21 protein-coding genes are annotated in these 25,067 nt (G+C 71.9%); 12 read left to right on the top strand and 9 right to left on the bottom strand.

The genetic code is table 11. The annotated features are described in order from the left end of the window. Nucleotides 1–40: 40 nt before the first annotated feature. Nucleotides 41–2,149 carry a SpoIIE family protein phosphatase gene (locus OG937_23140; protein WUD74380.1) on the bottom strand — a complete coding sequence of 703 codons (2,109 nt, stop codon included), beginning with the start codon at nucleotides 2,147–2,149 and terminating at the stop codon, nucleotides 41–43. Between the two features lie 108 nt (nucleotides 2,150–2,257). Between OG937_23140 and aspS the strand changes: the two genes are divergently transcribed. Then, a complete protein-coding gene (gene aspS, locus OG937_23135) occupies nucleotides 2,258–4,027 on the top strand; it encodes an aspartate--tRNA ligase (GenBank protein ID WUD74379.1) in 1,770 nt (589 codons plus the stop codon). Nucleotides 4,028–4,103: 76 nt separating this feature from the next. On the opposite strand, the gene OG937_23130 is transcribed toward aspS, so the two are convergent. Further along, a complete protein-coding gene (locus tag OG937_23130; protein WUD74378.1) occupies nucleotides 4,104–4,649 on the bottom strand; it encodes a hypothetical protein in 546 nt (181 codons plus the stop codon). Then, a complete protein-coding gene (metG, locus tag OG937_23125) occupies nucleotides 4,649–6,376 on the bottom strand; it encodes a methionine--tRNA ligase (GenBank protein WUD74377.1) in 1,728 nt (575 codons plus the stop codon). The genes OG937_23130 and metG overlap by 1 nt, the downstream gene beginning before the upstream one ends. Nucleotides 6,377–6,512: 136 nt before the next feature. Here metG and OG937_23120 point away from each other — a divergent pair, with 136 nt between their 5' ends. From OG937_23120 to OG937_23105, 4 genes are all read left to right on the top strand, one after another. Continuing rightward, the gene (locus OG937_23120) at nucleotides 6,513–7,589 is read left to right on the top strand and encodes an AI-2E family transporter (GenBank protein ID WUD74376.1); all 1,077 of its coding nucleotides are present in this window, start codon (nucleotides 6,513–6,515) and stop codon (nucleotides 7,587–7,589) included. Nucleotides 7,590–7,699: 110 nt separating this feature from the next. Next, nucleotides 7,700–9,529 (top strand): acyl-CoA dehydrogenase, encoded by a 1,830-nt coding sequence (locus tag OG937_23115; protein ID WUD74375.1) that lies wholly within the window; start codon nucleotides 7,700–7,702, stop codon nucleotides 9,527–9,529. A gap of 95 nt (nucleotides 9,530–9,624) precedes the next feature. Continuing rightward, nucleotides 9,625–10,914, top strand: a complete 1,290-nt coding sequence (locus OG937_23110; protein WUD74374.1) for a M18 family aminopeptidase — start codon at nucleotides 9,625–9,627, stop codon at nucleotides 10,912–10,914. A gap of 133 nt (nucleotides 10,915–11,047) precedes the next feature. Beyond that, complete coding sequence (locus tag OG937_23105; GenBank protein ID WUD74373.1) at nucleotides 11,048–11,269, top strand: hypothetical protein; 222 nt, start codon at nucleotides 11,048–11,050, stop codon at nucleotides 11,267–11,269. Between the two features lie 16 nt (nucleotides 11,270–11,285). Here the strand turns inward: OG937_23105 and OG937_23100 are convergent, their stop codons facing one another. After that, complete coding sequence (locus OG937_23100; protein WUD74372.1) at nucleotides 11,286–13,103, bottom strand: redoxin domain-containing protein; 1,818 nt, start codon at nucleotides 13,101–13,103, stop codon at nucleotides 11,286–11,288. 217 nt (nucleotides 13,104–13,320) lie between these two features. Here OG937_23100 and OG937_23095 point away from each other — a divergent pair, with 217 nt between their 5' ends. Further along, nucleotides 13,321–14,700, top strand: a complete 1,380-nt coding sequence (locus OG937_23095) for a VCBS repeat-containing protein (protein ID WUD74371.1) — start codon at nucleotides 13,321–13,323, stop codon at nucleotides 14,698–14,700. 115 nt (nucleotides 14,701–14,815) lie between these two features. Here OG937_23095 and OG937_23090 read toward each other — a convergent pair whose 3' ends face one another. The 4 genes from OG937_23090 to pdhA all read right to left on the bottom strand — a co-directional run bounded on the left by OG937_23090 (nucleotide 14,816) and on the right by pdhA (nucleotide 18,704). Next, complete coding sequence (locus tag OG937_23090; GenBank protein WUD74370.1) at nucleotides 14,816–15,010, bottom strand: hypothetical protein; 195 nt, start codon at nucleotides 15,008–15,010, stop codon at nucleotides 14,816–14,818. A 106-nt stretch (nucleotides 15,011–15,116) separates the two neighbouring features. Further along, entirely contained in the window at nucleotides 15,117–16,523 is a 1,407-nt protein-coding gene (locus OG937_23085; protein WUD78851.1) for a 2-oxo acid dehydrogenase subunit E2, read from the bottom strand. 52 nt (nucleotides 16,524–16,575) lie between these two features. After that, the gene (locus OG937_23080; GenBank protein WUD74369.1) at nucleotides 16,576–17,550 is read right to left on the bottom strand and encodes an alpha-ketoacid dehydrogenase subunit beta; all 975 of its coding nucleotides are present in this window, start codon (nucleotides 17,548–17,550) and stop codon (nucleotides 16,576–16,578) included. 2 nt (nucleotides 17,551–17,552) lie between these two features. Then, nucleotides 17,553–18,704, bottom strand: a complete 1,152-nt coding sequence (gene pdhA, locus OG937_23075; GenBank protein ID WUD74368.1) for a pyruvate dehydrogenase (acetyl-transferring) E1 component subunit alpha — start codon at nucleotides 18,702–18,704, stop codon at nucleotides 17,553–17,555. A 310-nt stretch (nucleotides 18,705–19,014) separates the two neighbouring features. Here pdhA and OG937_23070 point away from each other — a divergent pair, with 310 nt between their 5' ends. The 3 genes from OG937_23070 (at nucleotide 19,015) to OG937_23060 (ending at nucleotide 21,798) form a co-directional block, all read left to right on the top strand. Beyond that, nucleotides 19,015–19,719, top strand: a complete 705-nt coding sequence (locus OG937_23070) for a response regulator transcription factor (GenBank protein WUD74367.1) — start codon at nucleotides 19,015–19,017, stop codon at nucleotides 19,717–19,719. 94 nt (nucleotides 19,720–19,813) lie between these two features. Then, nucleotides 19,814–20,494, top strand: coding sequence for a GntR family transcriptional regulator (locus tag OG937_23065; protein WUD74366.1), 681 nt, complete (start codon nucleotides 19,814–19,816; stop codon nucleotides 20,492–20,494). After that, nucleotides 20,494–21,798, top strand: a complete 1,305-nt coding sequence (locus OG937_23060) for an MFS transporter (GenBank protein WUD74365.1) — start codon at nucleotides 20,494–20,496, stop codon at nucleotides 21,796–21,798. The genes OG937_23065 and OG937_23060 overlap by 1 nt, the downstream gene beginning before the upstream one ends. A gap of 15 nt (nucleotides 21,799–21,813) precedes the next feature. On the opposite strand, the gene OG937_23055 is transcribed toward OG937_23060, so the two are convergent. Next, entirely contained in the window at nucleotides 21,814–22,644 is an 831-nt protein-coding gene (locus OG937_23055) for a maleylpyruvate isomerase family mycothiol-dependent enzyme (GenBank protein ID WUD74364.1), read from the bottom strand. Nucleotides 22,645–22,775: 131 nt separating this feature from the next. Here OG937_23055 and OG937_23050 point away from each other — a divergent pair, with 131 nt between their 5' ends. The 3 genes from OG937_23050 (at nucleotide 22,776) to OG937_23040 (ending at nucleotide 25,061) form a co-directional block, all read left to right on the top strand. Next, nucleotides 22,776–23,576, top strand: coding sequence for a carbon-nitrogen family hydrolase (locus OG937_23050; GenBank protein ID WUD74363.1), 801 nt, complete (start codon nucleotides 22,776–22,778; stop codon nucleotides 23,574–23,576). A 91-nt stretch (nucleotides 23,577–23,667) separates the two neighbouring features. Next, a complete protein-coding gene (locus OG937_23045; GenBank protein WUD74362.1) occupies nucleotides 23,668–24,036 on the top strand; it encodes a pyridoxamine 5'-phosphate oxidase family protein in 369 nt (122 codons plus the stop codon). Continuing rightward, on the top strand, nucleotides 24,033–25,061 hold the full coding sequence (locus OG937_23040) for a phosphotransferase (GenBank protein ID WUD74361.1): 1,029 nt from the start codon (nucleotides 24,033–24,035) through the stop codon (nucleotides 25,059–25,061). The genes OG937_23045 and OG937_23040 overlap by 4 nt, the downstream gene beginning before the upstream one ends. Nucleotides 25,062–25,067: the final 6 nt, after the last annotated feature.

Here is a 25,067-nt window from a genome sequence, read left to right as displayed (position 1 = left end):
TCTGGTCGTAGCCGTACACGGCACACAGCGTATCGGGCCGCTAGCCCGGCACGGGAGCCTCATGGAGTTCGAACCAGATCGCCTTGCCGTCGCCCAGCGGATCCACGCCCCAGGCGTCCGCCATCTCCTGCAGGAGCAGCAGCCCGCGTCCGGAGGCGGCCATCTCGCCCGGGGTGCGGCGGTGCGGCATGTCGTCGCTGCGGTCGGTCACGTCGACCCGCAGCCGCCGGACACCCGGCACGCCGAGCAGCTGCGCGCCCAGCACCGCGTCGTCGTCCGTGTGCAGCAGCACATTGGTGACCAGCTCCGACACCAGCAGCACGGCCGCGTCGACCTGGTCCCCGGACGTCCAGTCGTGCAGCAGCGCGCGGACCTCCTCCCGGGCCGCCCGCAGCTGCCGGGGGTCGGTCTGGCCGACGGTGAGCACACTGCGCCGCACCGGGACGTCGCGGAGCGTCCCGACGGGGTCGCGGCGCACCAGCAGCACCGCGATGTCGTCCTCCCGGCGGTCGGCGAAGGGGCCGGTCAGATGGTGCGAGGCCGGGCCGTGCACCGCCTCGACCAGGGTGTCGGCGAGCGCCTCCAGCCCGTCGTCGACCGCGTCCTCCAGCACCGAGCGCAGCCGCCGCCACCCCGTGCCCAGGTCGTGGCCGCCGGTCTCGACCAGCCCGTCCGTGCAGATCAGCATCGTCTCGCCGGGCTCCAGGGTGAGCCGCGTGGTCGGGTAGTCGGAGTCGGGGGCGATCCCCAGGGGGAGGCCGCCGGCCGTGCGCCGGATGATCGTCGTGCCGTCCGCGAGCCGGACGACCGGGTCCAGGTGCCCCGCCCGTACGACGTCCAGGGTGCCGCTGACCGGATCGACCTCCATGTAGAGGCATGTGGCGAAGCGCCCGTCCTCCCCGTCGGCGGAACACTGGGTGAGCCCGGCCAGGAAGCGGGAGGTCCGGGACATCACCGCGTCCGGGCGGTGCCCCTCGGCGGCGTACGCGCGCAGCGCGATGCGCAGTTGCCCCATCACTCCCGCCGCGCGGACGTCGTGGCCCTGCACGTCGCCGACGACCAGGGCGGTGCGCCCCGACGGCAGGTCGATCACGTCGTACCAGTCGCCGCCCACCTGCAGTCCGCCGCCGGTCGGCACGTAGCGGGCGGTCAGCGCCATCCCCTCGACGTGCGGCCGCCGCCCGGGCAGCATCGCGCGCTGCAGCCCGTCGGAGAGCTCCCGCTCGGACTCGTGCAGATGCGCCCGGGACAGTGCCTGGGCGAGCATCCGGGCGACGGTGGTCAGCACCGACCGCTCGTCCGGGGTGAAGGCGACGCGTTCCCGGAAGGCGGCCATCCACGCGCCGATCGTGCGGCCCGCGGCGACCAGCGGCAGATACGCCCAGGACGACCGCCCGAAGTCCCGCACCAGCGGCCACGTGGCCGGGAAGCGTTCCTCGTACGCCTGCGGGCTCGGCAGGTAGACCGCACGGCCGGTGCGCACCACGACCGCCGCCGGGTACTCCGTGCGGAGCGGCATGTCCAGGAAGGGCACCTCGTCGCCCGGCCGCTGCCCGTGGAACCCGATGGCGCGGAGCCGGTCGCCCTGGACGCCGAAGACGGCGAGGCGGTCGGGGGAGAACCCCGGCATGGACAGGTGGGCGGCCACGCGGAGCACCTCCTCGGTGCTGTCCGCCTCCGCCAGCGCCCGGCCCGCGTCCAGCAGGAAGGCCTCGCGGGACCGCCGCCAGTCCGCGGGGGCGGCGGGGGCCGCCGCGGTGGGGCGGGTGCCGGTGCCCGCGCCGGGGAGACCGTGCACCGCGGGGGCCTCCTGCAGCGTGCCGACGACCTCCTCCGGCCGGCCGCCCGCGGAGGGGAGCCCGAAGGTGCGCATCACCACCGTGCGGACGACCCGTCCGTCCTCCCGGACCACGCGCAGCAGCGACTCCGACGCGGTGCCCTCGGCTATCGCCAGGGCGACCGCCGCCGCCATGTCCACGTAGTCGGAGGCGTGGTAACGGGCCCGGGTCACCCCCGAATGGACCTTCTGCGGCTGGGGCGGAAGCCCTATCAGCCCGGCGCTCACGGCGTCGAGCTCCACCATGTCGGTGGCGCTGTCCCAGCGCCAGACGCCCGTGCCCAGCGCGGCCAGCACGTCCTCGATGCGCATTCGCATAGTTTATGGTTTTCCGCGGCTTTCATACGAATGGGGTCGGGCGCGCGTACCCCCGTAGACTGGGGAGGCCTCATCCCCGAAATCAGACGACTTGGATGAACGATGCATCGGTACCGGTCCCACACCTGCGGTGAGCTGCGCGCCACCGACGTAGACGCGGAAGTGCGCCTGAGTGGTTGGCTGCACAATCGCCGGGATCTGGGCGGCATCCTGTTCGTCGATCTCCGGGACCACTACGGGGTGGTCCAGCTCGTCGCCCGTCCGGGCTCGCCCGCGTACGAGGCCCTGAGCCACCAGTCCAAGGAGTCGGTGCTCCGCGTCGACGGACGCGTCGTCGCCCGTTCGGGGGAGAACGTCAACCCCGACCTGCCCACAGGCGAGGTCGAGGTCGAGGTCACCGAGCTGGAGGTGCTCGGCGCCGCCGACCAGCTGCCGTTCCCGGTCTTCCCGGAGGACAACGCGAACGAGGAGATGCGGCTCACCAACCGCTTCCTCGACCTGCGCCGCGCCCGCATGCACCGCAACATCATGCTGCGCACCCAGGTGATCAGCTTCCTGCGCCGCGAGATGACGGCGCTGGGCTTCAACGAGCTGGCCACCCCCATCCTTTCGGCGACCTCGCCCGAGGGGGCCCGCGACTTCCTGGTGCCCTCCCGCGTGCACCCCGGCACGTTCTACGCGCTGCCGCAGGCCCCGCAGCAGTTCAAGCAGCTGCTGATGATCGCGGGCTTCGACCGCTACTTCCAGATCGCGCCCTGCTTCCGCGACGAGGACAGCCGCGCCGACCGCTCGCCCGGCGAGTTCTACCAGCTCGACGTCGAGATGAGCTTCGTCGAGCAGGAGGACGTCTTCGGGGTCATCGAGAAGGTCATGACCGACCTCTTCGAGGAGTTCGGCGGCGGCCGCCACGTGACCTCGCCCTTCCCGCGGATCCCGTTCCGCGAGTCGATGGTCAAGTACGGCAACGACAAGCCCGACCTGCGCGCCCGCCTGGAGCTGGTCGACGTCTCGTCGGTCTTCGCCGACTCCGGCTTCAAGGCCTTCGCCGGCAAGCACGTCCGCGCCCTGCCGGTGCCGGACACCGCCGAGCAGCCGCGCAAGTTCTTCGACAACCTCGGCGACTACGCCGTCGAGCAGGGCGCCAAGGGCCTGGCCTGGGTCCGGGTCGGCGACGACCTCACCCTCACCGGCCCGATCGCCAAGTTCCTCACCGAGGACGACGTCAAGGCGCTGCTCGCCGCCGTCGACGCCAAGCCCGGCCACGCGGTCTTCTTCGGCGCGGGCGAGTTCGACGAGGTCTCCAAGATCATGGGCGCCGTCCGGGTCGAGGCCGCGAAGCGGGCCGGCCAGTTCGAGGAGGACGTCTTCCGCTTCTGCTGGATCGTCGACTTCCCGATGTTCGAGAAGAACGAGGACACCGGCCAGGTCGAGTTCTCCCACAACCCGTTCTCCATGCCGCAGGGCGGCCTGGAGGCGCTGGAGACCAAGGACCCGCTGGACATCCTCGCCTGGCAGTACGACATCGTCTGCAACGGTGTCGAGCTGTCCTCCGGCGCCATCCGGAACCACGAGCCCGCGATCATGTACAAGGCCTTCGAGATCGCCGGCTACGACCGCGACACCGTCGAGCACGAGTTCGGCGGCATGCTCCGCGCCTTCCACTTCGGCGCCCCGCCGCACGGCGGCATCGCCCCGGGCGTCGACCGCATGGTCATGCTGCTCGCGGACGAGCCCAACATCCGCGAGACCATCGCCTTCCCGCTCAACCAGAACGCCCAGGACCTCCTGATGGGCGCTCCGAGCACGGTCGACGAGGCGCGGCTGAAGGAGCTCCACCTCGCGCTGCGGCTGCCGCCGGAGAAGAAGGCCTGACGGCCCGGACCACGCCGTGACGACGGAGGGCCCGGAACCACACGGTTCCGGGCCCTCCGTCGTCCGCCCGGGTCCGTCAGCCGTCCAGGGCGACGAGGGCGACCACCGGGTGGGCGGGGTCGCTGTCGTCGACGGCGACACCGCGGCTGTAGGCGCCGTGGTCCGCGCCGGCGGGCACGTGGTCGCCGGCGTAGCGGGCGTGCGTGAGGCCACCGGCGGCGCGGCGGCAGGGGTCGGCGGGGGGCTCGCCGACCCGCAGGGCCTGCACGTCGGGGCCGAGCGCGCCGAAGCCGGAGGCGGACAGGAACCGCTCCAGGCCTGCGGCGGTGGTGCGGAAGCTCAGTTCGAGGTCGTGCTCGCCGGACAGCCCGCCGCCCTGCGCGAGGTAGTGCACGTCCTGCGGGTCGTCGGGCAGTCGCAGGCCGAAGCGCCCGGCGGCCTCCGCGAGAGTGACGTTGCTGCCGCGGCACGCCCCGTCCCGGTCCGGGGCGGCACCGGAGCGGCGGTCGCCCGAACCGGTCAGCGAGACCGCGAGGATCACCCCGGCCACCACCAGCACCAGGGTCAGGCCCACCGCCAGGATCAGCACCAGCGGGGACCTGTCCCTGACCGTGGTCGGCATCAGACCGCCTCCGGCTCCCCGCCGAAGCGCTCCCGGTAGCCGTCCAGGTCCTCCTCGGTGATCTTCGCGAAGAGCACCGGCGGGACGGTGAAGGCCGTCCCGGCCGGGACGGCGGCCAGCGCGCGGGCCTCCTCGGGGGTGACCCAGACCGCGGTGTCGTCCGTCAGGGCGAAGGCGCCGCGCATGGCGGCGGCCGTGGCCGGGATGAAGGGCTCGGAGACGACCGCGTAGAGGTGGATCAGGTTCATGGCGGTGCGCAGGGTCAGGGCGGCGCCGTCGGCGTCCGTCTTGATCTCCAGCCAGGGGGCCTTCTCCTCCAGGTAGGAGTTTCCGGCGCTCCACAGGGCGCGCAGCGCCTGCGCGGCCTTGCGGAACTGCAGGTCCTCCATGTGCCGCTCGTACTCGGCGAGGAGCTCGGCGATCTGCCCGCCCAGGCGCTCCTCGGCCTCCCCGGCCTCCCTGCCCGCGGGCACCTCGTCGCCGAAGCGCTTGCGGGAGAAGGACAGCACCCGGTTGACGAAGTTGCCGAGGGTGTCGGCGAGGTCCTTGTTGACCGAGGCGGCGAAGTGCTCCCAGGTGAAGGAGGTGTCGTCGGACTCGGGCGCGTTCGCGATCAGGAAGTAGCGCCAGTAGTCGGCGGGCAGGATCTCCAGGGCGGCGTCGGTGAAGATGCCGCGCCGCTGCGAGGTGGAGAACTTGCCGCCGTAGTAGGTCAGCCAGTTGAAGGCCTTGACGTAGTCGACCTTCTTCCACTTGTCACGGGTGCCCAGCAGGGTCGCCGGGAACATCACCGTGTGGAAGGGGACGTTGTCCTTGGCCATGAACTCGGTGTAGCGCACGTCGGTGTCGACGTCGTACCACCAGGAGCGCCAGTCGCGGGTCTCGCCATCACCCGCGGCGTCCGACCATTCCTTCGTGGCGCCGATGTACTCGATGGGCGCGTCGAACCAGACGTAGAAGACCTTGCCCTCGGCCGCCAGGTCCGGCCAGGTGTCGGCCGGCACCGGCACGCCCCAGTCGAGGTCGCGGGTGATGGCGCGGTCCTGCAGGCCCTCGGTCAGCCACTTGCGGGCGATGGAGGAGGCGAGCGTCGGCCAGTCCTTGCCGTGCTCGTCGACCCAGGCCTCGACCTCGTGGGAGAGCTTGGACTGCAGCAGGAAGAGGTGCTTGGTCTCGCGGACCTCCAGCCGGCTGCTGCCGCTGATCGCGGAGCGCGGCTCGATCAGGTCGGTCGGGTCCAGCACACGGGTGCAGTTCTCGCACTGGTCGCCGCGCGCCTTGTCGTAGCCGCAGTGCGGGCAGGTGCCGACGATGTAGCGGTCGGGCAGGAAGCGCTCGTCGTCCAGGGAGTAGACCTGGCGGATGGCGCGCTCCTCGATGAAGCCGTTCTCCTTCAGCTCCCGCGCGATGGCCTGGGTGATCTCGCGGTTCTGCTGCGAGGAACTGCGGCCGAAGTAGTCGAAGGAGAGCGCGAAGCCGTCGTAGACCGCCTTCTGCGCGTCGTGCTGCTGCGCGCAGAACGCGTCGACCGGCAGGCCGGCCTCCTGCGCGGCGAGCTCGGCCGGCGTGCCGTGCTCGTCGGTGGCGCAGATGTAGAGCACCTCGTGGCCGCGCTGGCGCAGGTACCGGGAGTAGACGTCGGCCGGGAGCATGGACCCCACCATGTTGCCCAGGTGCTTGATCCCGTTGATGTACGGAAGGGCGCTGGTGATGAGGTGTCGAGCCATTGCCGGCTGCTCCCAAGTCGCTACTGTGGGTGAGGATTTCCTCTACGGACCGTCAATATCGTATCCGACCGGGAAGGTCCACCCGTTCGCCCTTCCCGGCATGCGGACACGGCCGGGGCCGTGATCGGCTGGCCGGGTGGACGCGCCCCTTCTGCCGGCCTCCGCGCGACGGACGGCCGCGTGGTGCGGCGTCGTGCTGCTGGTGGCCGGTGTGGGCGCGCTCGTCGTCTGGCTGGTCGTCACCTTCGCGGCGGTCGTCACCCCCGTCCTGCTGGCCCTGCTGGGCAGTGCCCTGCTGGGCCCGCTGTACCGGCGGCTGCGGGCCGTCAAGGTGCAGCGGTCGGCGGCGGCGGCGCTGACCTGCGTGGCGCTGGTGCTCTTCGTCGCGGGCGCGGGGTTCGTGGTCGTCCACAGCCTGGTGGAGACCGGGGACGAGATCGTGGCCTCGCTCAAGGACGCGGCCCGGAAACTGCTGCCCCGCCTGGGCGCGTCGGGGACCTCGCTGAACGACACCATCGACAGCCTCAAGTCCTTCGCCACCAAATACGGCGCCCGCGCCGCCTCCGGGGTGGTGTCCGGCATCAGCATCGTGGGACAACTCATCGCGACCGCCGTGCTGGCGCTGCTGCTGACCTTCTTCTTCCTGCGCGACGGCGCCCGCTTCCCCGTCCTGCTGCGCGAGGCCGCCCCGCACGGCACCGGTCCCCTGCTGGAGCGGATCGCCCACCGCGCCTTCGCGGCGGTCCAGGGCTTCATGCGGGGCACGACGGTGATCGCGCTGATCGACGCCACGCTCATCGGCATCGGCCTGCTGATCCTGCGGGTGCCGGGGGCGCCGGGCCTGGCCGCGCTGGTCTTCATCGGCGCCTACATCCCGTACCTGGGGGCGTTCATCTCCGGCGCGGTGGCGGTGCTCGTCGCCCTCGCCGACCGGGGGTGGGTGATCGGCGTGTGGGCCCTGGGGGTGGTACTGGCGGTGCAGGTGCTGGAGGGGCACGTGCTGCAGCCGATCGTGCAGAGCCGCACGGTGCACATGCACCCCGCGCTGGTGCTGCTGGCGATCACCGCGGGGGCGAGCCTGGCGGGCATCCTCGGGATGCTGCTGGCGGTGCCGATCGCGGCCGCCGCCTTCGGGGCCCTGGACGAACTCCGGCGCCAGGAGCCGGACGTTCCTCCAGAAGTCGAAGGCCCTCCGTCACATCCGGCCGGATAGGGGTTGTTTTTATTACCCGCGGGTAGCATCATTACCGACTGGTAAGTGATAAAGCTGCGAGGACTGCGAACCCTTCCCGCCGTCCGACCGACCCCGACGGAGCCGTCGCCATGGGCCACTACAAGTCAAACCTTCGCGACATCGAGTTCAACCTCTTCGAGGTCCTCGGACGCGACAAGCTGTACGGGACCGGCCCGTTCGCCGAGATGGACGTCGAGACCGCCAAGGACATCCTGTCCGAGGTCGCACGCCTCGCGGAGAACGAGCTCGCCGACTCCTTCGCGGACGCCGACCGCAACCCGCCGGTCTTCGACCCGGAGACCAACACCGCCCCCGTGCCGGACTCCTTCAAGAAGAGCTACAAGACCTTCATGGACTCCGAGTACTGGCGCCTGGGCCTGCCCGAGGGCATCGGCGGCACCACCGCCCCGCCATCCCTGATCTGGTCGTACGCGGAGCTGATCCTCGGCTCCAACCCGGCGATATGGATGTACTCCTCCGGCCCGGCCTTCGCCCGCATCCTCTTCGAGGAGGGCAACGAGGTCCAGAAGAAGATCGCCGGGATCGCGGTCGAGAAGACCTGGGGCTCCACGATGGTCCTCACCGAGCCGGACGCCGGCTCGGACGTGGGCGCCGGCCGTACGAAGGCCGTCGAGCAGGGGGACGGCTCCTGGCACATCGAGGGCGTGAAGCGCTTCATCACCTCCGGCGAGCACGACATGGAGGAGAACATCCTCCACTACGTCCTCGCCCGCCCCGAGGGCGCCGGTCCCGGCACCAAGGGCCTGTCCCTCTTCCTCGTCCCGAAGTACCTCTTCGACTTCGAGACCGGCGAGCTGGGCGAGCGCAACGGCGTCTACGCCACGAACGTCGAGCACAAGATGGGCCTGAAGGCCTCCAACACCTGCGAGATGACCTTCGGCGACCAGCACCCCGCCAAGGGCTGGCTCATCGGCGACAAGCACGACGGCATCCGCCAGATGTTCCGCATCATCGAGTTCGCCCGCATGATGGTCGGCACGAAGGCGATCTCCACCCTCTCCACCGGCTACCTCAACGCGCTGGAGTACGCCAAGGAGCGCGTGCAGGGTCCGGACCTCGCGCAGTTCATGGACAAGAGCGCGCCCAAGGTCACCATCACCCACCACCCCGACGTGCGCCGCTCCCTGCTGACGCAGAAGGCCTACGCCGAGGGCATGCGCGCCCTGGTCCTCCACACCGCCTCCGTCCAGGACGCGCTCGCCGTCGCCGAGGCGGCCGGCGAGGAGGCCAAGGCCCTCGAGGCGCTCAACGACCTGCTCCTGCCGATCGTCAAGGGCTACGGCTCCGAGAAGGGCTACGAGCAGCTCGCCCAGTCCCTGCAGATCTTCGGCGGCTCCGGCTTCCTGCAGGAGTACCCGATCGAGCAGTACATCCGCGACGCCAAGATCGACACCCTCTACGAGGGCACCACGGCGATCCAGGGCCAGGACTACTTCTTCCGGAAGATCGTCCGCAACCAGGGCGCCGCGCTGACCACCCTCTCCGAGGAGATCAAGAAGTTCCTCGCCGAGGCCACCGGCGGCGACGAGCTGGCCGCCGCCCGCGAGCAGCTCGCCAAGGCCGCCGTGGACCTGGAGGCCATCGTCGGCAAGATGCTCACCGACCTCGCCGCCACCGAGCAGGACGTGAAGTCCATCTACAAGGTGGGCCTGAACACCACCCGCCTGCTGCTCGCCTCCGGTGACGTCGTCGTCGGCTACCTGCTGCTCAAGGGCGCCGCCGTCGCCGCCGGGAAGCTGGCCGCCGGCGCCTCCGCCAAGGACACCGCCTTCTACACCGGCAAGATCGCCGCCGCGAAGCACTTCGCCGCCGAGGTCCTGCCGCAGGTCTCCGTCGCGCGGTCCGTCGCCGACGGCGTCACCCTCGACGTCATGGACCTGCCCGAAGAGGCGTTCTGACCCGGTCCTGACCGGTTCCGGCCGGGACCGATACGGCGACGACGGCCCGCTCCTCCCCCGAGGAGCGGGCCGTCGCGCGTCCTTATGCTTGAAGCATGAACCCTCAGCCCCACTTCGGCCGCGGCCACACCGACGACCTCGCAGCCTTCCTCACCGCCAGCCCGTCGCAGTACCACGCGGTCGCGAGCGCCGCCGAGCGCCTGGAGAAGGCCGGATTCCAGCAGGTGGCCGAGACCGAGGCGTGGGGCGCCGGGGCGGGCGGCAAGTACGTGCTGCGGGGTGGCGCGATCATCGCCTGGTACGTGCCCGAGGGCGCCGGGCCCGCCACCCCCTTCCGGGTGGTCGGCGCCCACACCGACTCCACCAACCTGCGCGTCAAGCCCCGTCCCGACTCGGGCTCCTTCGGGTGGCGCCAGATCGCCGTCGAGATCTACGGCGGCGCCCTCCTCAACACCTGGCTCGACCGCGACCTGGGCCTGTCCGGCCGGCTGGTGCTGCGCGACGGCACGACGACGCTGGTCCACGTCGACCGGCCGCTGCTGCGGGTGCCGCAGCTCGCCGTCCACCTCGACCGCGCCGTCAACACCGAGGGTCTCAAACTCGACAAGCAGCGCCACATGCAGCCCATCTGGGGCCTCGGCGAGGTCGACGAGGGCGCCCTGATCGCGTTCCTCGCGGAGGAGAGCGGCGTGGCCGCCGCCGACGTCGTCGGCTGGGACCTGATGACCCACGACGTCCAGCCGCCCGCCTACCTCGGCCGCGACCGGGAATTCCTGGTCGCGGGCCGGCTCGACAACCTGCTCTCCGTGCACGCCGGCACCGCCGCCCTGGCCGCCGTCGCCGGGGCCGACCTGCCGTACATCCCCGTGCTGGCCGCCTTCGACCACGAGGAGACGGGCAGCGAGTCCGACACCGGCGCCGTCGGCCCGCTGCTCGGCAACGTCCTGGAGCGCTCCGTCTTCGCCCGCGGCGGCAGCTACGAGGACCGCGCCCGCGCCTTCGCCGGCACCGTGTGCGCCTCCTCCGACACCGGGCACGCCGTCCACCCCAACTACGCGGAGAAGCACGACCCGACGCACCGCCCGATGCCCAACGGCGGCCCGATCCTCAAGGTCAACGTCAGCCAGCGCTACGCCACCGACGGCACCGGCCGCGGCATCTTCGCCGCCGCCTGCGAACGGGCCGGCGTGCCCTGGCAGGCCTTCGTCTCCAACAACGCCATGCCCTGCGGCACCACCATCGGCCCCATCACCGCCGCCCGGCACGGCATCACGACCGTGGACGTCGGCGTGCCGATCCTCTCGATGCACTCCGCGCGCGAACTGTGCGGTGCCGACGACCCGTACCTGCTGGCCAGCGCCCTGAAGGCGTTCCTGGAAGGCTGATCCGCGGCCCCGCCGGTGAAGTCGGCTCCCGGGGAGCCGACTTCACCGGCGGGGGACCGGTCATGAGATGTCCGCCCCGGGGTACACGGGTTCTACGAGTCCGTAGTGCCAACCCAGTTCGGAGGCGGACATCATGGGCATCGGCGGTTGCATCGGTCTGATCGCGGTGGGGGCCATCCTCACCTTCGCGACCGACTGGCACATGGCCGGGGTCAACCTGGACCTGGTCGGACTGATCATGATGGCGGTCGGCGTCATCGGTCTGGCCGCTTACGTCAGCATCTTCAAGAAGCGCCGGGTCGTGGAGCCCATGCCGGTGATGGACGAACGCGCCCGCAACTACCCGCACGTGTGACGGACGTGCGGGGACGTCAGGCGTCCATCCCCGCGAGCACCAGGGCGAGCCGGGTGTCCCCCTCGGCCGTCAGCCGGACGGGGACACCCCAGTCCTGCTGGTGCACATGGCAGGCCGGGAACTCGTTGTCCGGGTCGTCGTCGCACGACGCGGCCATCGCCGACACGTGGAGCACCCCCTCGCCGACGTCCCCGTTCAGGACGACGTCGCGGAAGAGGTCCGTGCCCTTGCCGGCCCCCTCCAGCAGCAGCTCCGGCGGCGTCGCGCTGACCAGCAGCCGCGTCGAGGGGCCGTAGCGCTCGTCGAGCTTCTGGCCGACCGGGGCGGAGAACACCACGTCCAGCCGCAGCGGCCCCGGTGCCACGTCCGTCGCGGGCCGCTGCGTACGGTGCGCGGCGCCCTCGACCCGCGCCGCCTCCTCCGGCAGGCGCAGCCGCGTCAGCCGGTGGCGGGCGGACTCCACCACCACGATCTCCGCGCCGTCCACCACCGCGCCCGACGGCTCCCGCAGGTCCGTCGCGAGCGTGCCGACCTCACCGGTCGCCGGATCGAAGCGGCGCAGCGCGTGGTTGTACGTGTCGCTGACCGCGACCGACCCATCCGGCAGCGCGGTCACCCCCAGCGGATGCTGCAGCAGCGCCTGCTCCGCGGCACCGTCACGGTGACCGAAGTCGAACAGCCCCGTGCCGACGGCGGTGCGCACCACGTACCCCGCGCCGTCAGCGGCCCGCTCCACCCAGCGCAGCGCGCTCGTCTCGGAGTCCGCGACCCACAGCCGTTCGCCCGCCGCCGCCAGTCCCGACGGCTGCGCGAACCACGCCTGCTCCGCCGGCCCGTCGACCAACCCCTCATTGGTCGTCCCGGCCGCCACGGCGACCGTCCCGTCCGCCGGGTCGTACGTCCACAACTGGTGGACGCCCGCCATGGCGATCCACACCTTGCCGTCCCACCAGGCCACGTCCCACGGCGACGACAGGTCTGTCCCCAGCGCCGGGCCCGAGGTCGCCGACCCCTGCCACCACTGCCTGCCGGTGCCGGCCACCGTCTCCAGGGCCCCGCCCGCCGGGTCGAACGTCCGCAGCCGGTGGTTCACGGTGTCCGCGACGACCACGGTGCCGTCCGGCAGCAGCGCCAGCCCCTGCGGCTCGCTCAAGTCCCCCGGCCCGCCGATCCGCCGCACGACGGTCTCCCCGTCCGGCTCCATCTCCACCAGCTGGTGCCGGGTCGAGTCCGACACCAGGAGGTTCCCCGACGGCAGCCGCAGTGCCTTCCCCGGGAACCGCAGGTCCGTCGCCACCGGCTCCGGCGGCACGTACGGCCCGTCCCCGCGGCGCAGCGTCCCCTTCGCCGCGTGCTCCGCCTCCAGCTCGGTGACCAGCGCCTCCAGCGCGTGGGCGTGCCCCTCCCCGGAGTGCTGGGCCACGACGTACCCCTCCGGGTCGATCACGGTCAGCGTCGGCCACGCCCGTACGGCGTACTGCTTCCAGGTGGCCAGCTCCGGATCGTCCAGCACCGGGTGGTGCACCCCGTACCGCTCCACGGCGTCCACGACCGACTGGTGCTCCGCCTCGTGCACGAACTTCGGCGAGTGGACGCCGACGATCACCACGGTGTCGCGGTGCTTCTCCTCCAGCTCGCGCAGCTCGTCGAGGACGTGCAGGCAGTTGATGCAGCAGAAGGTCCAGAAATCGAGGATCACGATCGATCCCCGCAGGTCGGAAAGGTCCAGCTGCTTGCCGCCGGTGTTGAGCCACCCGCCCTTCCCGACCAGCTCGGGGGCACGGACACGGGCACGGCGGAGCTTGGGGGAGGACGCGGAGGCGGAATCGTTCATGCTGCAAGGGTGCCACCCCGCGCGAGGGGCGATCACAGCCGTGGGCCCGGTACAACCCTTTCCCGTCGTGGACTGTCTCTCCTGTACCGACCGTCCCTCGTGCCACGGCACGACCAGGGGTACCGCAGCGCTCCGCCGCGTCGTGCTCCCCCGTCCGGACGGACGATCCAGACCGGCGCGGGCCGCCGAAAGGCCCCCGCACGCAGCAGGAGCTCGCATGCCCACGCGCAAGAACCTCCGCCTGGTCGCCGCGATGGCCGCGGCCGTCGCACTGACCGGAGGGCTGCTCACCATCTCGGCGGGGACCGCGGCCGCCGCACCCGCCAAGTACGCCGACGACTTCAACGGCGACGGCTACCGCGACTACGCCGCCGGCGGCGGCGGTTCGGTCACCGTCACGTACGGGACCGCAGGCGGTCCCGGAACCAAGGTCAAGACCTTCACCCAGAACAGCGCCGGCATCCCCGGGACGGCGGGCGACAGCGGAGGCTACGTCGACATGTTCGGCGAATCCCTCGCGGCCGCCGACTTCAACCGCGACGGGTACGCCGACCTCGCGGTCGGCGACGGCTCCGAGAAGGTGGGCAGCCGAGCCGCCGCGGGCGCGGTCACCATCGTGTGGGGCTCCAAGTCGGGGCTGTCCTCCACCGCGACCCGCATCCCGCTCAAGTCCCCCCACGCCCACTTCGGGTTCGGCGCCTCGCTCGCCACCGGCGACTTCAACGGCGACGGCAAGATCGATCTGGCCGTCACGGACATCGAGGCCGTGTACGTCTACCGGGGCGGCTTCGCCAAGTCCGGCACCACGGGCAAGGTCACCCGCCACGCCCCGGCCCCGACCGCGGACAACACGCTCGAACCTGCCGGGCTCGTCGCCGGGAAGGTCACCAAGGACGCCGCCACCGACCTGTACGTCCTCGGCCAGGGCTACCGGAACGACAAGGCCACCTCGGTCGCCTGGTTCCTGCGCGGCGGTTCCACCGTCAAGGCGGGCAAGTTCACCACGTACAACACCTCGTCCCCGAACTACAGCCCCTCGGGCGTCATCGCGGACTTCGACAAGAACGGCTACGGCGACCTCGCGGTCGGCGACCAGCCGTACAGCAAGAACGCCGGGGCCGTCTTCGTGCTGCGCGGCGGCTCCGGCGGCCCCACCACCGGCTACCGCCTCACCCAGGCCACCGCCGGTGTCGCCACCGGCGCCACCGGCGGCGACTGGTTCGGCTTCGCGCTCTCCGCGGGTGACACGAACCGCGACGGCTACCCGGACCTCGCGGTCGGTGTGCCGGGGGAGGAGATCGGCACCGCCAAGGGCGCGGGCGGCGTGCACATCCTGCGCGGCGGCAAGAAGGGTCTGACGGGCACCGGCTCCCAGTGGTTCAGCCTGCGGACCGCGGGCGTCCCCGGCGATGCCACGGAGTACTCGGCGTTCGGCCAGGTCGTCCGTCTGCGCGACATCGACCGGGACGGCGACGCCGACCTCCTGGCCTCGGGGAACAGCTACAGCCCGTCGAGCGTGCTGCTGCCCGCCGGCACCAAGGGCATCACCGCGGACTCCGCCCGGGTGATCCCGCTGTTCGCCGCGTTCCCCCAGTAGCAGGGGCGGGTTTCGACGGCGGAAGGAAGGGCCCGGGCAGCCGCTTGCCCGGGCCCTTCCCCGTGACGCCCGCTCCGGACGGCGGAGTCCGCCGGGAGGTCCGCCGGTGCGGGGCTCAGGGGCGCAGGTCGCTCACGACGTCCGTGGTGGCGACGAGGCCGGAGTGGATGGTGGGGGCGAGGCTGGAGCCGGCGAGGCAGAAGCCGAGGAGGACGCAGAGGATCGCGTGGGAGACCTTCAGCGACTTCGCCCGGAGCAGGATGAGCGTGATCACGATCAGGAGCAGGACCACGGAGATGGATACCGCCATGGCCGTATGACGTCACAGATCGCCGCCGGGGTGGGGGCGACACGCGCGGGAAGGGCCCGGACGCACAAATGTCCGGGCCCTTCCCGTTGCCGTGCCTGGGGGCGGATCAGGCCCAGGTGATCAGGCGCTTGGGGTACTCCAGGACCGCCGCGACGTCGGCGAGGACCTTGGAGCCGAGCTCGCCGTCGACCAGGCGGTGGTCGAAGGAGAGCGCGAGCGTGGTGACCTGGCGGGGCTTGACCTTGCCCTTGTGGACCCAGGGCAGCTCCTTGACCGCGCCGAAGGCGAGGATCGCGGACTCCCCGGGGTTGAGGATGGGCGTGCCGGTGTCGATGCCGAAGACGCCGACGTTGGTGATGGTGACCGTGCCGCCCTGCATGTCGGCCGGCGAGGTCTTGCCCTCACGGGCCGTGGCGACCAGGTCGCCGAGGGCGGACGCCAGTTCGGGCAGGGTCTTGCCCTGGGCGTCCTTGATGTTGGGGACGATCAGCCCGCGCGGGGTGGCGGCGGCGATGCCCAGGTTGACGTAGCCCTTGTGGACGATCTCCTGGTTGGCCTCGTCCCAGGCGGCGTTGACCTCCGGGTTGCGGCGGATCGCGACCAGCAGGGCCTTGGCGACCAGCAGGAGCGGGCTGACCTTGAGCCCGGCGAAGGCCGGGTCGGTCTTGAGCTCCTGCACGAGCCGCATGGTCCGGGTGATGTCGAAGGTGACGAACTCGGTCACGTGCGGCGCGGTGAAGGCACTGGCGACCATGGCCGCGGCCGTCGCCTTCCGGACGCCCTTGATCGGGACGCGGGTCTCCAGCGCGCCCGCGGCGGGGGCCAGGGCGGCGGGAGCCGGTACCGCCGCCGGGGCGGCGGTGACCTGCGCGGGGGCGACCGGCGCGGCGGCGGGGGCCGCCGCCTTCTGGACGTCCTCGCGGGTGATCGTGCCCTGCGGCCCGGTCGGGGTGACCGCGGCCAGGTCCACGCCCAGGTCCTTGGCGAGCTTGCGCACCGGCGGCTTGGCCAGCGGGCGGACCTCGGCGGGGGCGAACCCGGCGTGAGCCGCCGGGGCCGGGGTGGCGGCGGCCGGCGCCGGGGCATGGCCGTTCAGCTCACCCTGGACGGCCTGCTGCGCCCCGGTCTGCGCCGGAACGGCGGGCTGCTTGCGCGCCCGGCGCTTGGTCGACGAGGCGGCGACGCCGTAGCCGACCAGCACGGGCTGGCGCTTCTGCGCCGGCTCCGCGGCGGGGGCCGGCGCGGCGGCCGGCTCCGGTGCGGCCCCGGCGGCCGGTTCGCCGCCCTCGCCCTCGCCGGTGTCGACGGCGATGATCACGGTGCCGACGTCGACGGTCTCGCCCTCGGGGAAGCGCAGCTCGTGCACCACCCCGTCGAACGGGATCGGAAGCTCGACCGCGGCCTTGGCGGTCTCCACCTCGCAGACCACCTGGCCGTCGGTGACGGTGTCGCCGGGCTTGACGTACCACTTGAGGATCTCGGCCTCGGTGAGTCCCTCGCCGACGTCCGGCATCTTGAACTCACGGAAGCGCTGCGGTGCTGCCACTGTCGTCACAACCCTCTCCTCAGAACGCCAGCGATCGGTCGACGGCGTCCAGCACCCGGTCCAGGCCGGGCAGGTACTCCTCCTCCACCCGGGCCGGCGGGTACGGGGCGTGGAAGCCGCCGACCCTCAGCACCGGGGCCTCCAGGTGGTAGAAGCACCGCTCGGTGATGCGGGCCGCGATCTCCGCGCCCATGCCGAGCTGCACCGGCGCCTCGTGCACGACGACCAGGCGGCGGGTCTTCTCCACGGACGCCTGGACGGCGTCGAAGTCGAGCGGGGACAGCGACCGCAGGTCCACGACCTCCAGGCTACGGCCCTCCTCGGCGGCCGCGGCGGCCGCCTCCAGGCAGACCTTCACCATGGGGCCGTAAGCGGCCAGGGTGAGGTCGGTGCCCTCCCGGGCGGTACGGGCCTTGTGGAGCGGCGCGGGGATGCCGTCGGTGTCGACCTCGCCCTTGTCCCAGTAACGGCGCTTGGGCTCCAGGAAGATCACCGGGTCGTCGGAGTCGATCGCCTGCTGCAGCATCCAGTAGGCGTCCTGCGGGGTCGACGGGGAGACGACCTTGAGTCCGGCGGTGTGCGCGAAGTACGCCTCGGGCGACTCGCTGTGGTGCTCGACGGCGCCGATGCCGCCGCCGTAGGGGATGCGGATGACGACCGGGAGCTTGATCTTGCCCAGGGCGCGCGCGTGCATCTTGGCGAGCTGGGTGACGATCTGGTCGTACGCGGGGAAGACGAAGCCGTCGAACTGGATCTCCACGACGGGGCGGTAGCCCCGCAGGGCCAGGCCGATCGCGGTGCCGACGATGCCGGACTCCGCGAGCGGGGTGTCGATCACCCGCTGCTCGCCGAAGTCCTTGTGCAGGCCGTCGGTGATCCGGAAGACACCGCCGAGCTTGCCGATGTCCTCACCCATGAGGACGACCTTGGGGTCGGTCTCCAGGGACTTGCGCAGTGCCTCGTTGAGGGCCTTGGCGATGGTCATCGTTGCCATGGTCAGTGACCCTCCGGGCTGTCGGCGAAGGACGCCTGGTACGCGGCGAACTGGGCGCGCTCCTCGTCGACGAGGGCGTGCCCGTCGGCGTAGATGTTCTCGAAGATCGACATGGGGTCGGGGTCGGGCATGGCGCGCACGGCCTCGCGGACCCGCTTGCCGAGCGCCTCGCTCTCCTCCTCGACACCGGCGAAGAAGGCCTCGTCGGCGATGCCGTCCTTCTCCAGGTAGCTGCGCAGCCGCAGGATCGGGTCCTTGTGCTCCCACTGCTCGCGCTCCTCGTCGAGGCGGTAGCGGGTGGGGTCGTCGGACGTGGTGTGGGCGCCCATGCGGTAGGTGAAGGCCTCGACGAGCATCGGGCCCTGGCCGGAACGGGCGTGCTCCAGGGCGGCACGGGTGACCGCGAGGACCGCGAGGACGTCGTTGCCGTCGACCCGCACGCCGGGGAAGCCGAAGCCGGCGGCGCGCTGGTAGATCGGGACGCGGCTCTGCTTCTCGGTGGGCTCGGAGATCGCCCACTGGTTGTTCTGGCAGAAGAAGACCACGGGGGCGTTGTAGACGGCGGCGAAGGTGAAGGCCTCCGCGACGTCGCCCTGGCTGGAGGCACCGTCGCCGAAGTAGGCGATGACGGCGGAGTCCGCGCCGTCCTTGCTGATGCCCATCGCGTAGCCGGTCGCGTGCAGCGTCTGGGAGCCGATCACGATCGTGTACAGGTGGAAGTTGTTCTCGTTCGGGTCCCAGCCGCCGTGGTTCACCCCGCGGAACATGCCGAGCAGGTTGACCGGGTCCACCCCGCGGCACCAGGCGACGCCGTGCTCGCGGTAGGTGGGGAAGACGTAGTCGTCCGGCCTGGTGGCCCGCCCGGAGCCGATCTGTGCGGCCTCCTGGCCCAGCAGCGACGCCCACAGACCCAGCTCGCCCTGCCGCTGCAGGGAGGTGGCCTCCGCGTCGAACCGGCGGGTCAGGACCATGTCCCGGTACAGACCGCGCAGCTCTTCGGGGCTCAGGTCGATGGAGTACTCACTGTGCTGGACGCGCTCGCCCTCGGGGGTCAGGAGCTGCACCAGCTCCGGCTCGCCCTCACGGCGCTTCGCTCCACCGCGCGTGCCCGTACGGGGCGTACGGGGCTTCGCGGCAGTGCTTTTCACGCTCACGCTTGCTCCTCCGTCTGTCCGGCCCCCGGGATCCGCCGGCGGCCAGTGCGGCTCCTGCCCGACTCGTCGCGGCGCACGGGGTGTGTGCGGCACGGCCGAGCCGGGAGTGTTGGTCGACCCGGCAGGCAGCCCTGCGAAGTGAACGTTACCCACACCTCCCGCTTTCGCGCGAAGGGTGTTCTACCTGCGGTTTTGTTTGGATTTCCTAGTAAATGGGCGTTCTCGCAGGCCACCGGGACAACGGCACGGTATCCCGAGGATCGATTCTTCGTAAGAGGTCGGCGCGGGTCGCGTGTGCAACGCTGAAGTTGTGACCGAAAAGTCGGTAATCACGGTTTTCCTACTGGACGACCACGAAGTCGTCCGGCGCGGGGTGCACGAGCTCCTCGCCGCCGAGGACGGGATCGAGGTCGTCGGCGAGGCCGGCACGGCCGCCGAGGCGCTGGCCCGGATCCCGGCCGTGCGTCCCGACGTCGCGGTGCTGGACGTCCGGCTGCCGGACGGCAGCGGCGTCGAGGTGTGCCGGGAGATCCGCTCCTCGCAGCCCGGCGTCGCGTGCCTGATGCTCACCTCCTACGCGGACGACGAGGCGCTCTTCGACGCGATCATGGCGGGCGCGTCGGGCTACGTGCTGAAGGACATCCGCGCCACCGACCTGGTCGGCGCCGTGCGCGACGTCGCCGCCGGCCGGTCACTGCTGGACCCGGTCGCCACCGCGCGCGTCCTGGAGCGCCTGCGCGGCGGCGGGGAACGCCAGGAGGGCCGCCTCGCAGACCTGACCGACCAGGAGAAGCGGATCCTCGACCTCATCGGCGAGGGCCTCACCAACCGGCAGATCGGCGACCGGCTGCACCTCGCCGAGAAGACGGTCAAGAACTACGTCTCCTCCCTGCTCGCCAAGCTCGGGATGCAGCGGCGCACCCAGGCCGCCGCCTACGTCGCCCGGCTGCGCAGCGGCGGCTCGTCGGGCCCGGACACGGGAGCGGGGGCGCGCCCGGGTCCGTCCGGATCCTGACGGTCCGAACCCCGGCCCCGGTGACCCACGTACCAGTCCGTATGCCGGACGCGGACTGCTGGTGCATACGTCTTGTATCTATGATGTGCGCATCATGACCCGGAGCCCCGTCGCGACCGCCGGCACCACCGCCGAGCCGGCCGCCAAGCAGCCGCCCGCCGCCGAGCGGGTCTACACGCACGTCAAACAGGCCGTCCTCGACCGCCGCTACGAGGGCGGCACCCTCCTGAGCGAGGGCGAGCTGGCCGAGGCCGTGGGCGTCTCGCGCACCCCGGTCCGCGAGGCACTGCTGCGCCTGGAGGCCGAGGGCCTGCTGAAGCTCTACCCGAAGAAGGGCGCCCTGGTGCTGCCGGTCTCCGCGCAGGAGATCGCGGACGTCGTGGAGACCCGGCTGCTCGTGGAGCGCCACGCGGTGATGAAGGTGGTGCCCGCCCCGCAGCGGCTGCTGGCCCGCCTGGAGGAGCTGCTGGACGAGCAGCGCGGCCACGCCGCGACGGGCGACCTGGCCGCCTTCGCGGCGGCCGACCGCTGCTTCCACGCCGAGATCGTGCGCGCCGCGGGCAACCGCATCCTGGCGCATCTGTACGACCAGTTGAGGGACCGTCAGCTGCGCATGGGGGTGGCGACGATGCACGCGGAGCCGGGCCGGATCGCCAAGAACGTCGCCGAACACACCGAGATCCTCCACGCGTTGCGCGCGGGGGACGCCGCCCTGGCGGCCACGCTGGTCGAACGGCACGTCAGCTGGGTGAACCACCTGGCCAGGGGGGAGTGATGGCAACGAGCGCCACCCCGACCGGCGAACCGCCCGGCGGCACCAGGGCGGTCGCGGTCTGGAGCATCGGCACCCTCGTCTACACGGTCGCGGTCGTGCACCGCACCAGCCTCGGCGTCGCCGGGATCGACGCCGCGGAGCGCTTCCACATCGGCGCCTCGGCGCTGTCCACCTTCTCCATCCTGCAGGTGCTGGTCTACGCGGGCATGCAGATACCCGTGGGCCTGATGGTCGACCGCCTCGGCACCAAGAGGGTGCTGAGCATCGGCGTCGTCCTGTTCACCTTGGGCCAGCTCGGCTTCGCCCTCTCCCACACCTACGGCACGGCGCTGGCCGCCCGCGCGGTGCTGGGCTGCGGCGACGCCATGACCTTCGTGAGCGTGCTGCGGCTCGGCTCGCGCTGGTTCCCGGCCCGCCGCGGGCCGATGATCGCGCAGGGTGCCGCGCTGTTCGGTGTGGCGGGCAACCTGCTGAGCACCGTGCTGCTCGCGCGGCTGCTGCACTCCGCGGGCTGGACCCCCACCTTCGTCGGCACGGCGCTGGGCGGCGCGCTCGTCCTCGTCCTGGTGCTGGCCTTCATGAAGGACCACCCCGAGGGCTTCGAGCCGGCGCCCGCGGAGCACCCCGGACGCGGTTACGTGAAGCGGCAGATCGCCGCCGCCTGGCGGGAGCCCGGCACCAGGCTGGGGATGTGGACGCACTTCACCACCCAGTTCTCCGGGATGGTCTTCCTGCTGCTGTGGGGCCTGCCGTACCTCGTCGAGGCCCAGGGACTGTCCCGCGAGACGGCCGGCACCCTGCTGACGGTCGTCGTGATCGCCAACATGGTCTTCGGGATGCTCTTCGGGCAGATCATCGGCCGCCACCACGGTGCCCGGATGCCGCTCACCCTGGGCGTCGTCGGGGCGACCGCGGTGATGTGGGCGGTGGTCCTGGTCTGGCCCGCGGACCACGCCCCGCTGTGGCTGCTCGTACTGCTCTGCGTCGTGCTGGGCACCTGCGGCCCGGCGTCGATGATCGGCTTCGACTTCGCGCGCCCGGCGAACCCGCCCGAGCGCTTCGGCACGGCCTCCGGCATCGTCAACATCGGCGGCTTCACCGCCTCGATGGCCGCCCTGCTGGCCATCGGCGTTCTGCTGGACGCCAGCGGCGACGACTACCGGGTGGCGTGGAGCAGCGTCTTCGTCCTGCAGGCGCTGGGCCTGGTCCAGATCCTGCGGCTGCGCGGCCGGGCGGCGCGGCTGGAGCGGCAGCGCATCGCCGTCAGCCGCGTCGAGAGCGTCCACGTCCCCGCGGGGACATGAACGCTCCCCCCGGCGTCACTGCGTGACGGCGATGTTCGCCAGGATCGCGTCCGCCAGCGCCTGGTCGCCCTCGGTCTTCAGCCGGTCCTCCACCGCGTGCGGGCGGGTACGGCCGCAGGTCAGCCGGACGAAGGTCTCCCAGTCCAGGGTCAGCGTGACCGCGGGGCCGAGCGAGACGCTGCCGTCGATCGTGCCCTGGCCCTCGGTGTCGACCCGGACCGTCCGCATGAACTCCAGCTCGCCGTGGACGTCGAACACCACGGCGGAACCCGCCGGGGCGCCCGCGCGCTCGGCGACCACCTTGGGCAGCTCGGAGAGGATGTGGTCCCGGGCGACGACAGCGCCCGGAGAGTCGAGGTTGCCGGGCTCGCCCAGCGCCCGGCGCAGGTCCTGCTCGTGCACCCACACGTCGAAGACCCGCCACTTCAGCAGCCCCTCGAGGGTCATCTCCTTGCCCATGGGGCCGCGGACGGTGTCCTGCGCGCCACGGGTCTCGTTCCGCAGCTGCCGGGACCGGCGGATGATCGTGTAGTCGAGCTCGCCGACGACCTCGGGCGCGGTGTGGTGCCGCCGCTTGTCGACCGGCACCTCCACGTAACGGGCGTGCTCCGTGGTCATGTGACGCAGGTCGCTGGGGAGCGTGTGGATCGGCCGGGGATCGCCGAGCAGCTCGCACTCGAACCCGATCACGTGCGACACGATGTCGCGCACGGACCAGTACGGGCACTCGGTCGGCCGGTTCCAGGCGCCCGCCGGAACGGGGCGGACCAACTCGGCTATGGATTCTATGGAGTGGGTCCAGGCGTCGATGTACGGCTGGATCTGGCTGTGGACGGTGCCGGTCACGGGACCCCTCGACGGTCGGGCGCGGTCGTGGTGTGCGCCTTAAATTACGCTGCGCAGTGACACCACGGGAGTGCTTTCGTGTGACGATCGTAGGCCCGCAAGAACATGCCGAACTCATGGGCGGTGGTACTGTGCGCGTTTCCCTGCTCCAGATCGACGTCGACCCCGGCGAAGCGGTGGACGCCCGGCGTGAACGGGTCGCGTCGCTCGTCCGCGGACAAGCCGGGTCGGACCTGGTCGTCCTGCCCGAACTGTGGCCGGTCGGCGCCTTCGCCGCCGATCTTTTCCAGCCAGAGGCCGAGCCGCTCCAGGGCCCCACCGCGCAGGTGATGAGCGCCGCCGCGCTCGACGCGGGGGTGTGGCTGCACGCGGGCTCGATCGTCGAGCGCGCCCCCGACGGCGCGCTGTACAACACCTCGCTGCTCTTCTCCCCCGACGGCGAACTGCGCGAGACCTACCGCAAGATCCACCGCTTCGGCTTCGACCAGGGCGAGGCCGTGCTCATGCACGGCGGCGACCGCGTCGTCACCACCGACGTCCAGGGCGTCCCCGTGGGCCTGGCCACCTGCTACGACCTGCGTTTCCCCGAGCAGTTCCGGCTGCTCGTCGACGCGGGCGCCACCGTCGTCCTCCTCCCGGCCGGCTGGCCCGCGCGGCGCCGCGAGCACTGGACCCTGCTGGCCCGGGCCCGCGCGATCGAGTCGCAGGCCTACGTGGTGGCCTGCGGCACCGCGGGCACCCACGCCGGGGTGGAGCTTGCCGGGCACAGCCTCGTCGTCGACCCCTGGGGCGCCGTCCTCGCCGAGGCCGGACCGGGCGAGGAGGTCATCACCGCCGACCTCGACCCCGGCCTGGTGGCCAAGACCCGGGCGGACTTCCCGGTGCTGCGCGACCGCGTGCTGGGCCTGCCGGTGCCGGATTCGGCCGGTTGAGCCGGTATGGCCCCATCAGGGACCATCGGCCCCGGAGGTGGGGGCGGAGTGCTCTGCGCCTCCGGGGGGCCGGCCCGGCAAGGTGGTTCCCATGGAACTCGAGGGGCGCGCTGCGCTGGCGCTGCTGGGAAAGGTCCGGTACGGGCGGCTGGCGCTGACGCGGGGGGCCCTGCCGTACATCGCCGTGGCCCGGCACGTCGTCGCCGACGGCTCCGTGCTGATCCGCACCGACCGCTCATGGGGCGTGGACGGCACGGTCGTGGCCTACCAGGCGGACGACGTCGAAGCGGGCTGGGCGGTGCAGTTCCTCGGGACGGCACGCGCCTTCCATCCCTCGACGGCGCAGCGGGCGCTCTTCGGCACAGATCGTCAAAACGATACAAGCCGGGAGCCGGGCCATGTGTACGTACGTCTCGACCCGCGAGTCCACCACCGGAATGATCTAGCATCTGCCTGGTGATCGGGAGTTCGGCGACGGCGCCGCCCTCCGCCGGGACACTGGACACCCTGCTGCGCCGATACACGGACGCCGGCGCCCCGCTGTCCTGCGAACCCGTTGCCCAGGGCTTACTGAACCGGGGATTCCGGCTGGCCACCACCAGCGGCCGCTACTTCCTCAAGCTGTACGTCGACGGCGCCACCGCCGACTCCGCCGTCATCGCCCGCCAGCACCGGGCGACCCAGCGGCTGGACGAGGTGGGCCTGCCCGTCGCCTCTCCGGTGCCCGACGCCGACGGCCGCACCGTCGCCGTGGTCGGCGGCCGCTGCTTCGCGCTCTACCCGTGGGTGGAGGGGCGGCACCGCGAGGGCGGCGAACTCACCACCGCCGACTCCCGCCGCCTGGGCGCGCTGCTCGGTCTCGTCCACACCACCCTGGCCCAGGTGCAGCCCGCCCCCGAGCCGGGCCGGCACGCCAGCGCCGACCCCGAACTGACCTACGCGCTGATCACCGCGCTGCTGCGGCGGGTGCGCGCCAGCGCACCGCGCGAGACCTTCGACGAACTGGCCGAGCACCGACTGCTGGAGCGCCGTGCCCTGCTGGAACGTCACGCCCACCGCCGCCCGCCCGACGCGGCCGGCCCGGTGTCCGGCTGGGTGCACGGCGACTTCCACCCGCTCAACCTGCTCTACCGCGAGGACGAACCCGTCGCCATCGTCGACTGGGACCGGCTCGGCGTGCAGCCGCGTGCCGAGGAGGCGGTCCGGGCCGCCGTGATCTTCTTCGTGCAGCCCGGCGGCGCCCTGGACCTCGACAAGATCCGCGCGTACGCCCGTGCCTACCGCGCCGCCGCGGGCGTGCCCGGGGACGAACTGGCCGCGGCCGTGCACCGGGTGTGGTGGGAACGGCTCAACGACTTCTGGATGCTGCGCTGGCGCTACGTCCTCGACGACCGCAGGACCGACCCCCTCTTCCCGGCCTCGTCCGCCCTGGTCGTCTGGTGGACCGCGGCGTACGAGGCCGTGCTGGAGGCCTTCACGGGCTGACCCGGC

The organism is Streptomyces sp. NBC_00510 (assembly GCA_036013505.1).
Taxonomy (GTDB): Bacteria; Actinomycetota; Actinomycetes; order Streptomycetales; family Streptomycetaceae; genus Actinacidiphila.
The sequence above is the reverse complement of the archived record's forward strand: the minus strand, read 5'-3'. Positions and strand labels throughout refer to the sequence as shown.

Excerpts from the sequence above, each read along its gene's own strand:
- OG937_23140 (WUD74380.1), bottom strand. The coding sequence starts at position 2,149 with ATGCGCATCGAGGACGTGCTGGCCGCGCTGGGCACGGGCGTCTGGCGC.
- aspS (WUD74379.1), top strand. The coding sequence starts at position 2,258 with ATGCATCGGTACCGGTCCCACACCTGCGGTGAGCTGCGCGCCACCGAC.
- OG937_23130 (WUD74378.1), bottom strand. The coding sequence starts at position 4,649 with ATGCCGACCACGGTCAGGGACAGGTCCCCGCTGGTGCTGATCCTGGCG.
- metG (WUD74377.1), bottom strand. The coding sequence starts at position 6,376 with ATGGCTCGACACCTCATCACCAGCGCCCTTCCGTACATCAACGGGATC.
- OG937_23115 (WUD74375.1), top strand. The coding sequence starts at position 7,700 with ATGGGCCACTACAAGTCAAACCTTCGCGACATCGAGTTCAACCTCTTC.
- OG937_23110 (WUD74374.1), top strand. The coding sequence starts at position 9,625 with ATGAACCCTCAGCCCCACTTCGGCCGCGGCCACACCGACGACCTCGCA.
- OG937_23105 (WUD74373.1), top strand. The coding sequence starts at position 11,048 with ATGGGCATCGGCGGTTGCATCGGTCTGATCGCGGTGGGGGCCATCCTC.
- OG937_23100 (WUD74372.1), bottom strand. The coding sequence starts at position 13,103 with ATGAACGATTCCGCCTCCGCGTCCTCCCCCAAGCTCCGCCGTGCCCGT.
- OG937_23095 (WUD74371.1), top strand. The coding sequence starts at position 13,321 with ATGCCCACGCGCAAGAACCTCCGCCTGGTCGCCGCGATGGCCGCGGCC.
- OG937_23090 (WUD74370.1), bottom strand. The coding sequence starts at position 15,010 with ATGGCGGTATCCATCTCCGTGGTCCTGCTCCTGATCGTGATCACGCTC.
- OG937_23085 (WUD78851.1), bottom strand. The coding sequence starts at position 16,523 with ATGCCGGACGTCGGCGAGGGACTCACCGAGGCCGAGATCCTCAAGTGG.
- OG937_23080 (WUD74369.1), bottom strand. The coding sequence starts at position 17,550 with ATGGCAACGATGACCATCGCCAAGGCCCTCAACGAGGCACTGCGCAAG.
- OG937_23065 (WUD74366.1), top strand. The coding sequence starts at position 19,814 with ATGACCCGGAGCCCCGTCGCGACCGCCGGCACCACCGCCGAGCCGGCC.
- OG937_23060 (WUD74365.1), top strand. The coding sequence starts at position 20,494 with ATGGCAACGAGCGCCACCCCGACCGGCGAACCGCCCGGCGGCACCAGG.
- OG937_23045 (WUD74362.1), top strand. The coding sequence starts at position 23,668 with ATGGAACTCGAGGGGCGCGCTGCGCTGGCGCTGCTGGGAAAGGTCCGG.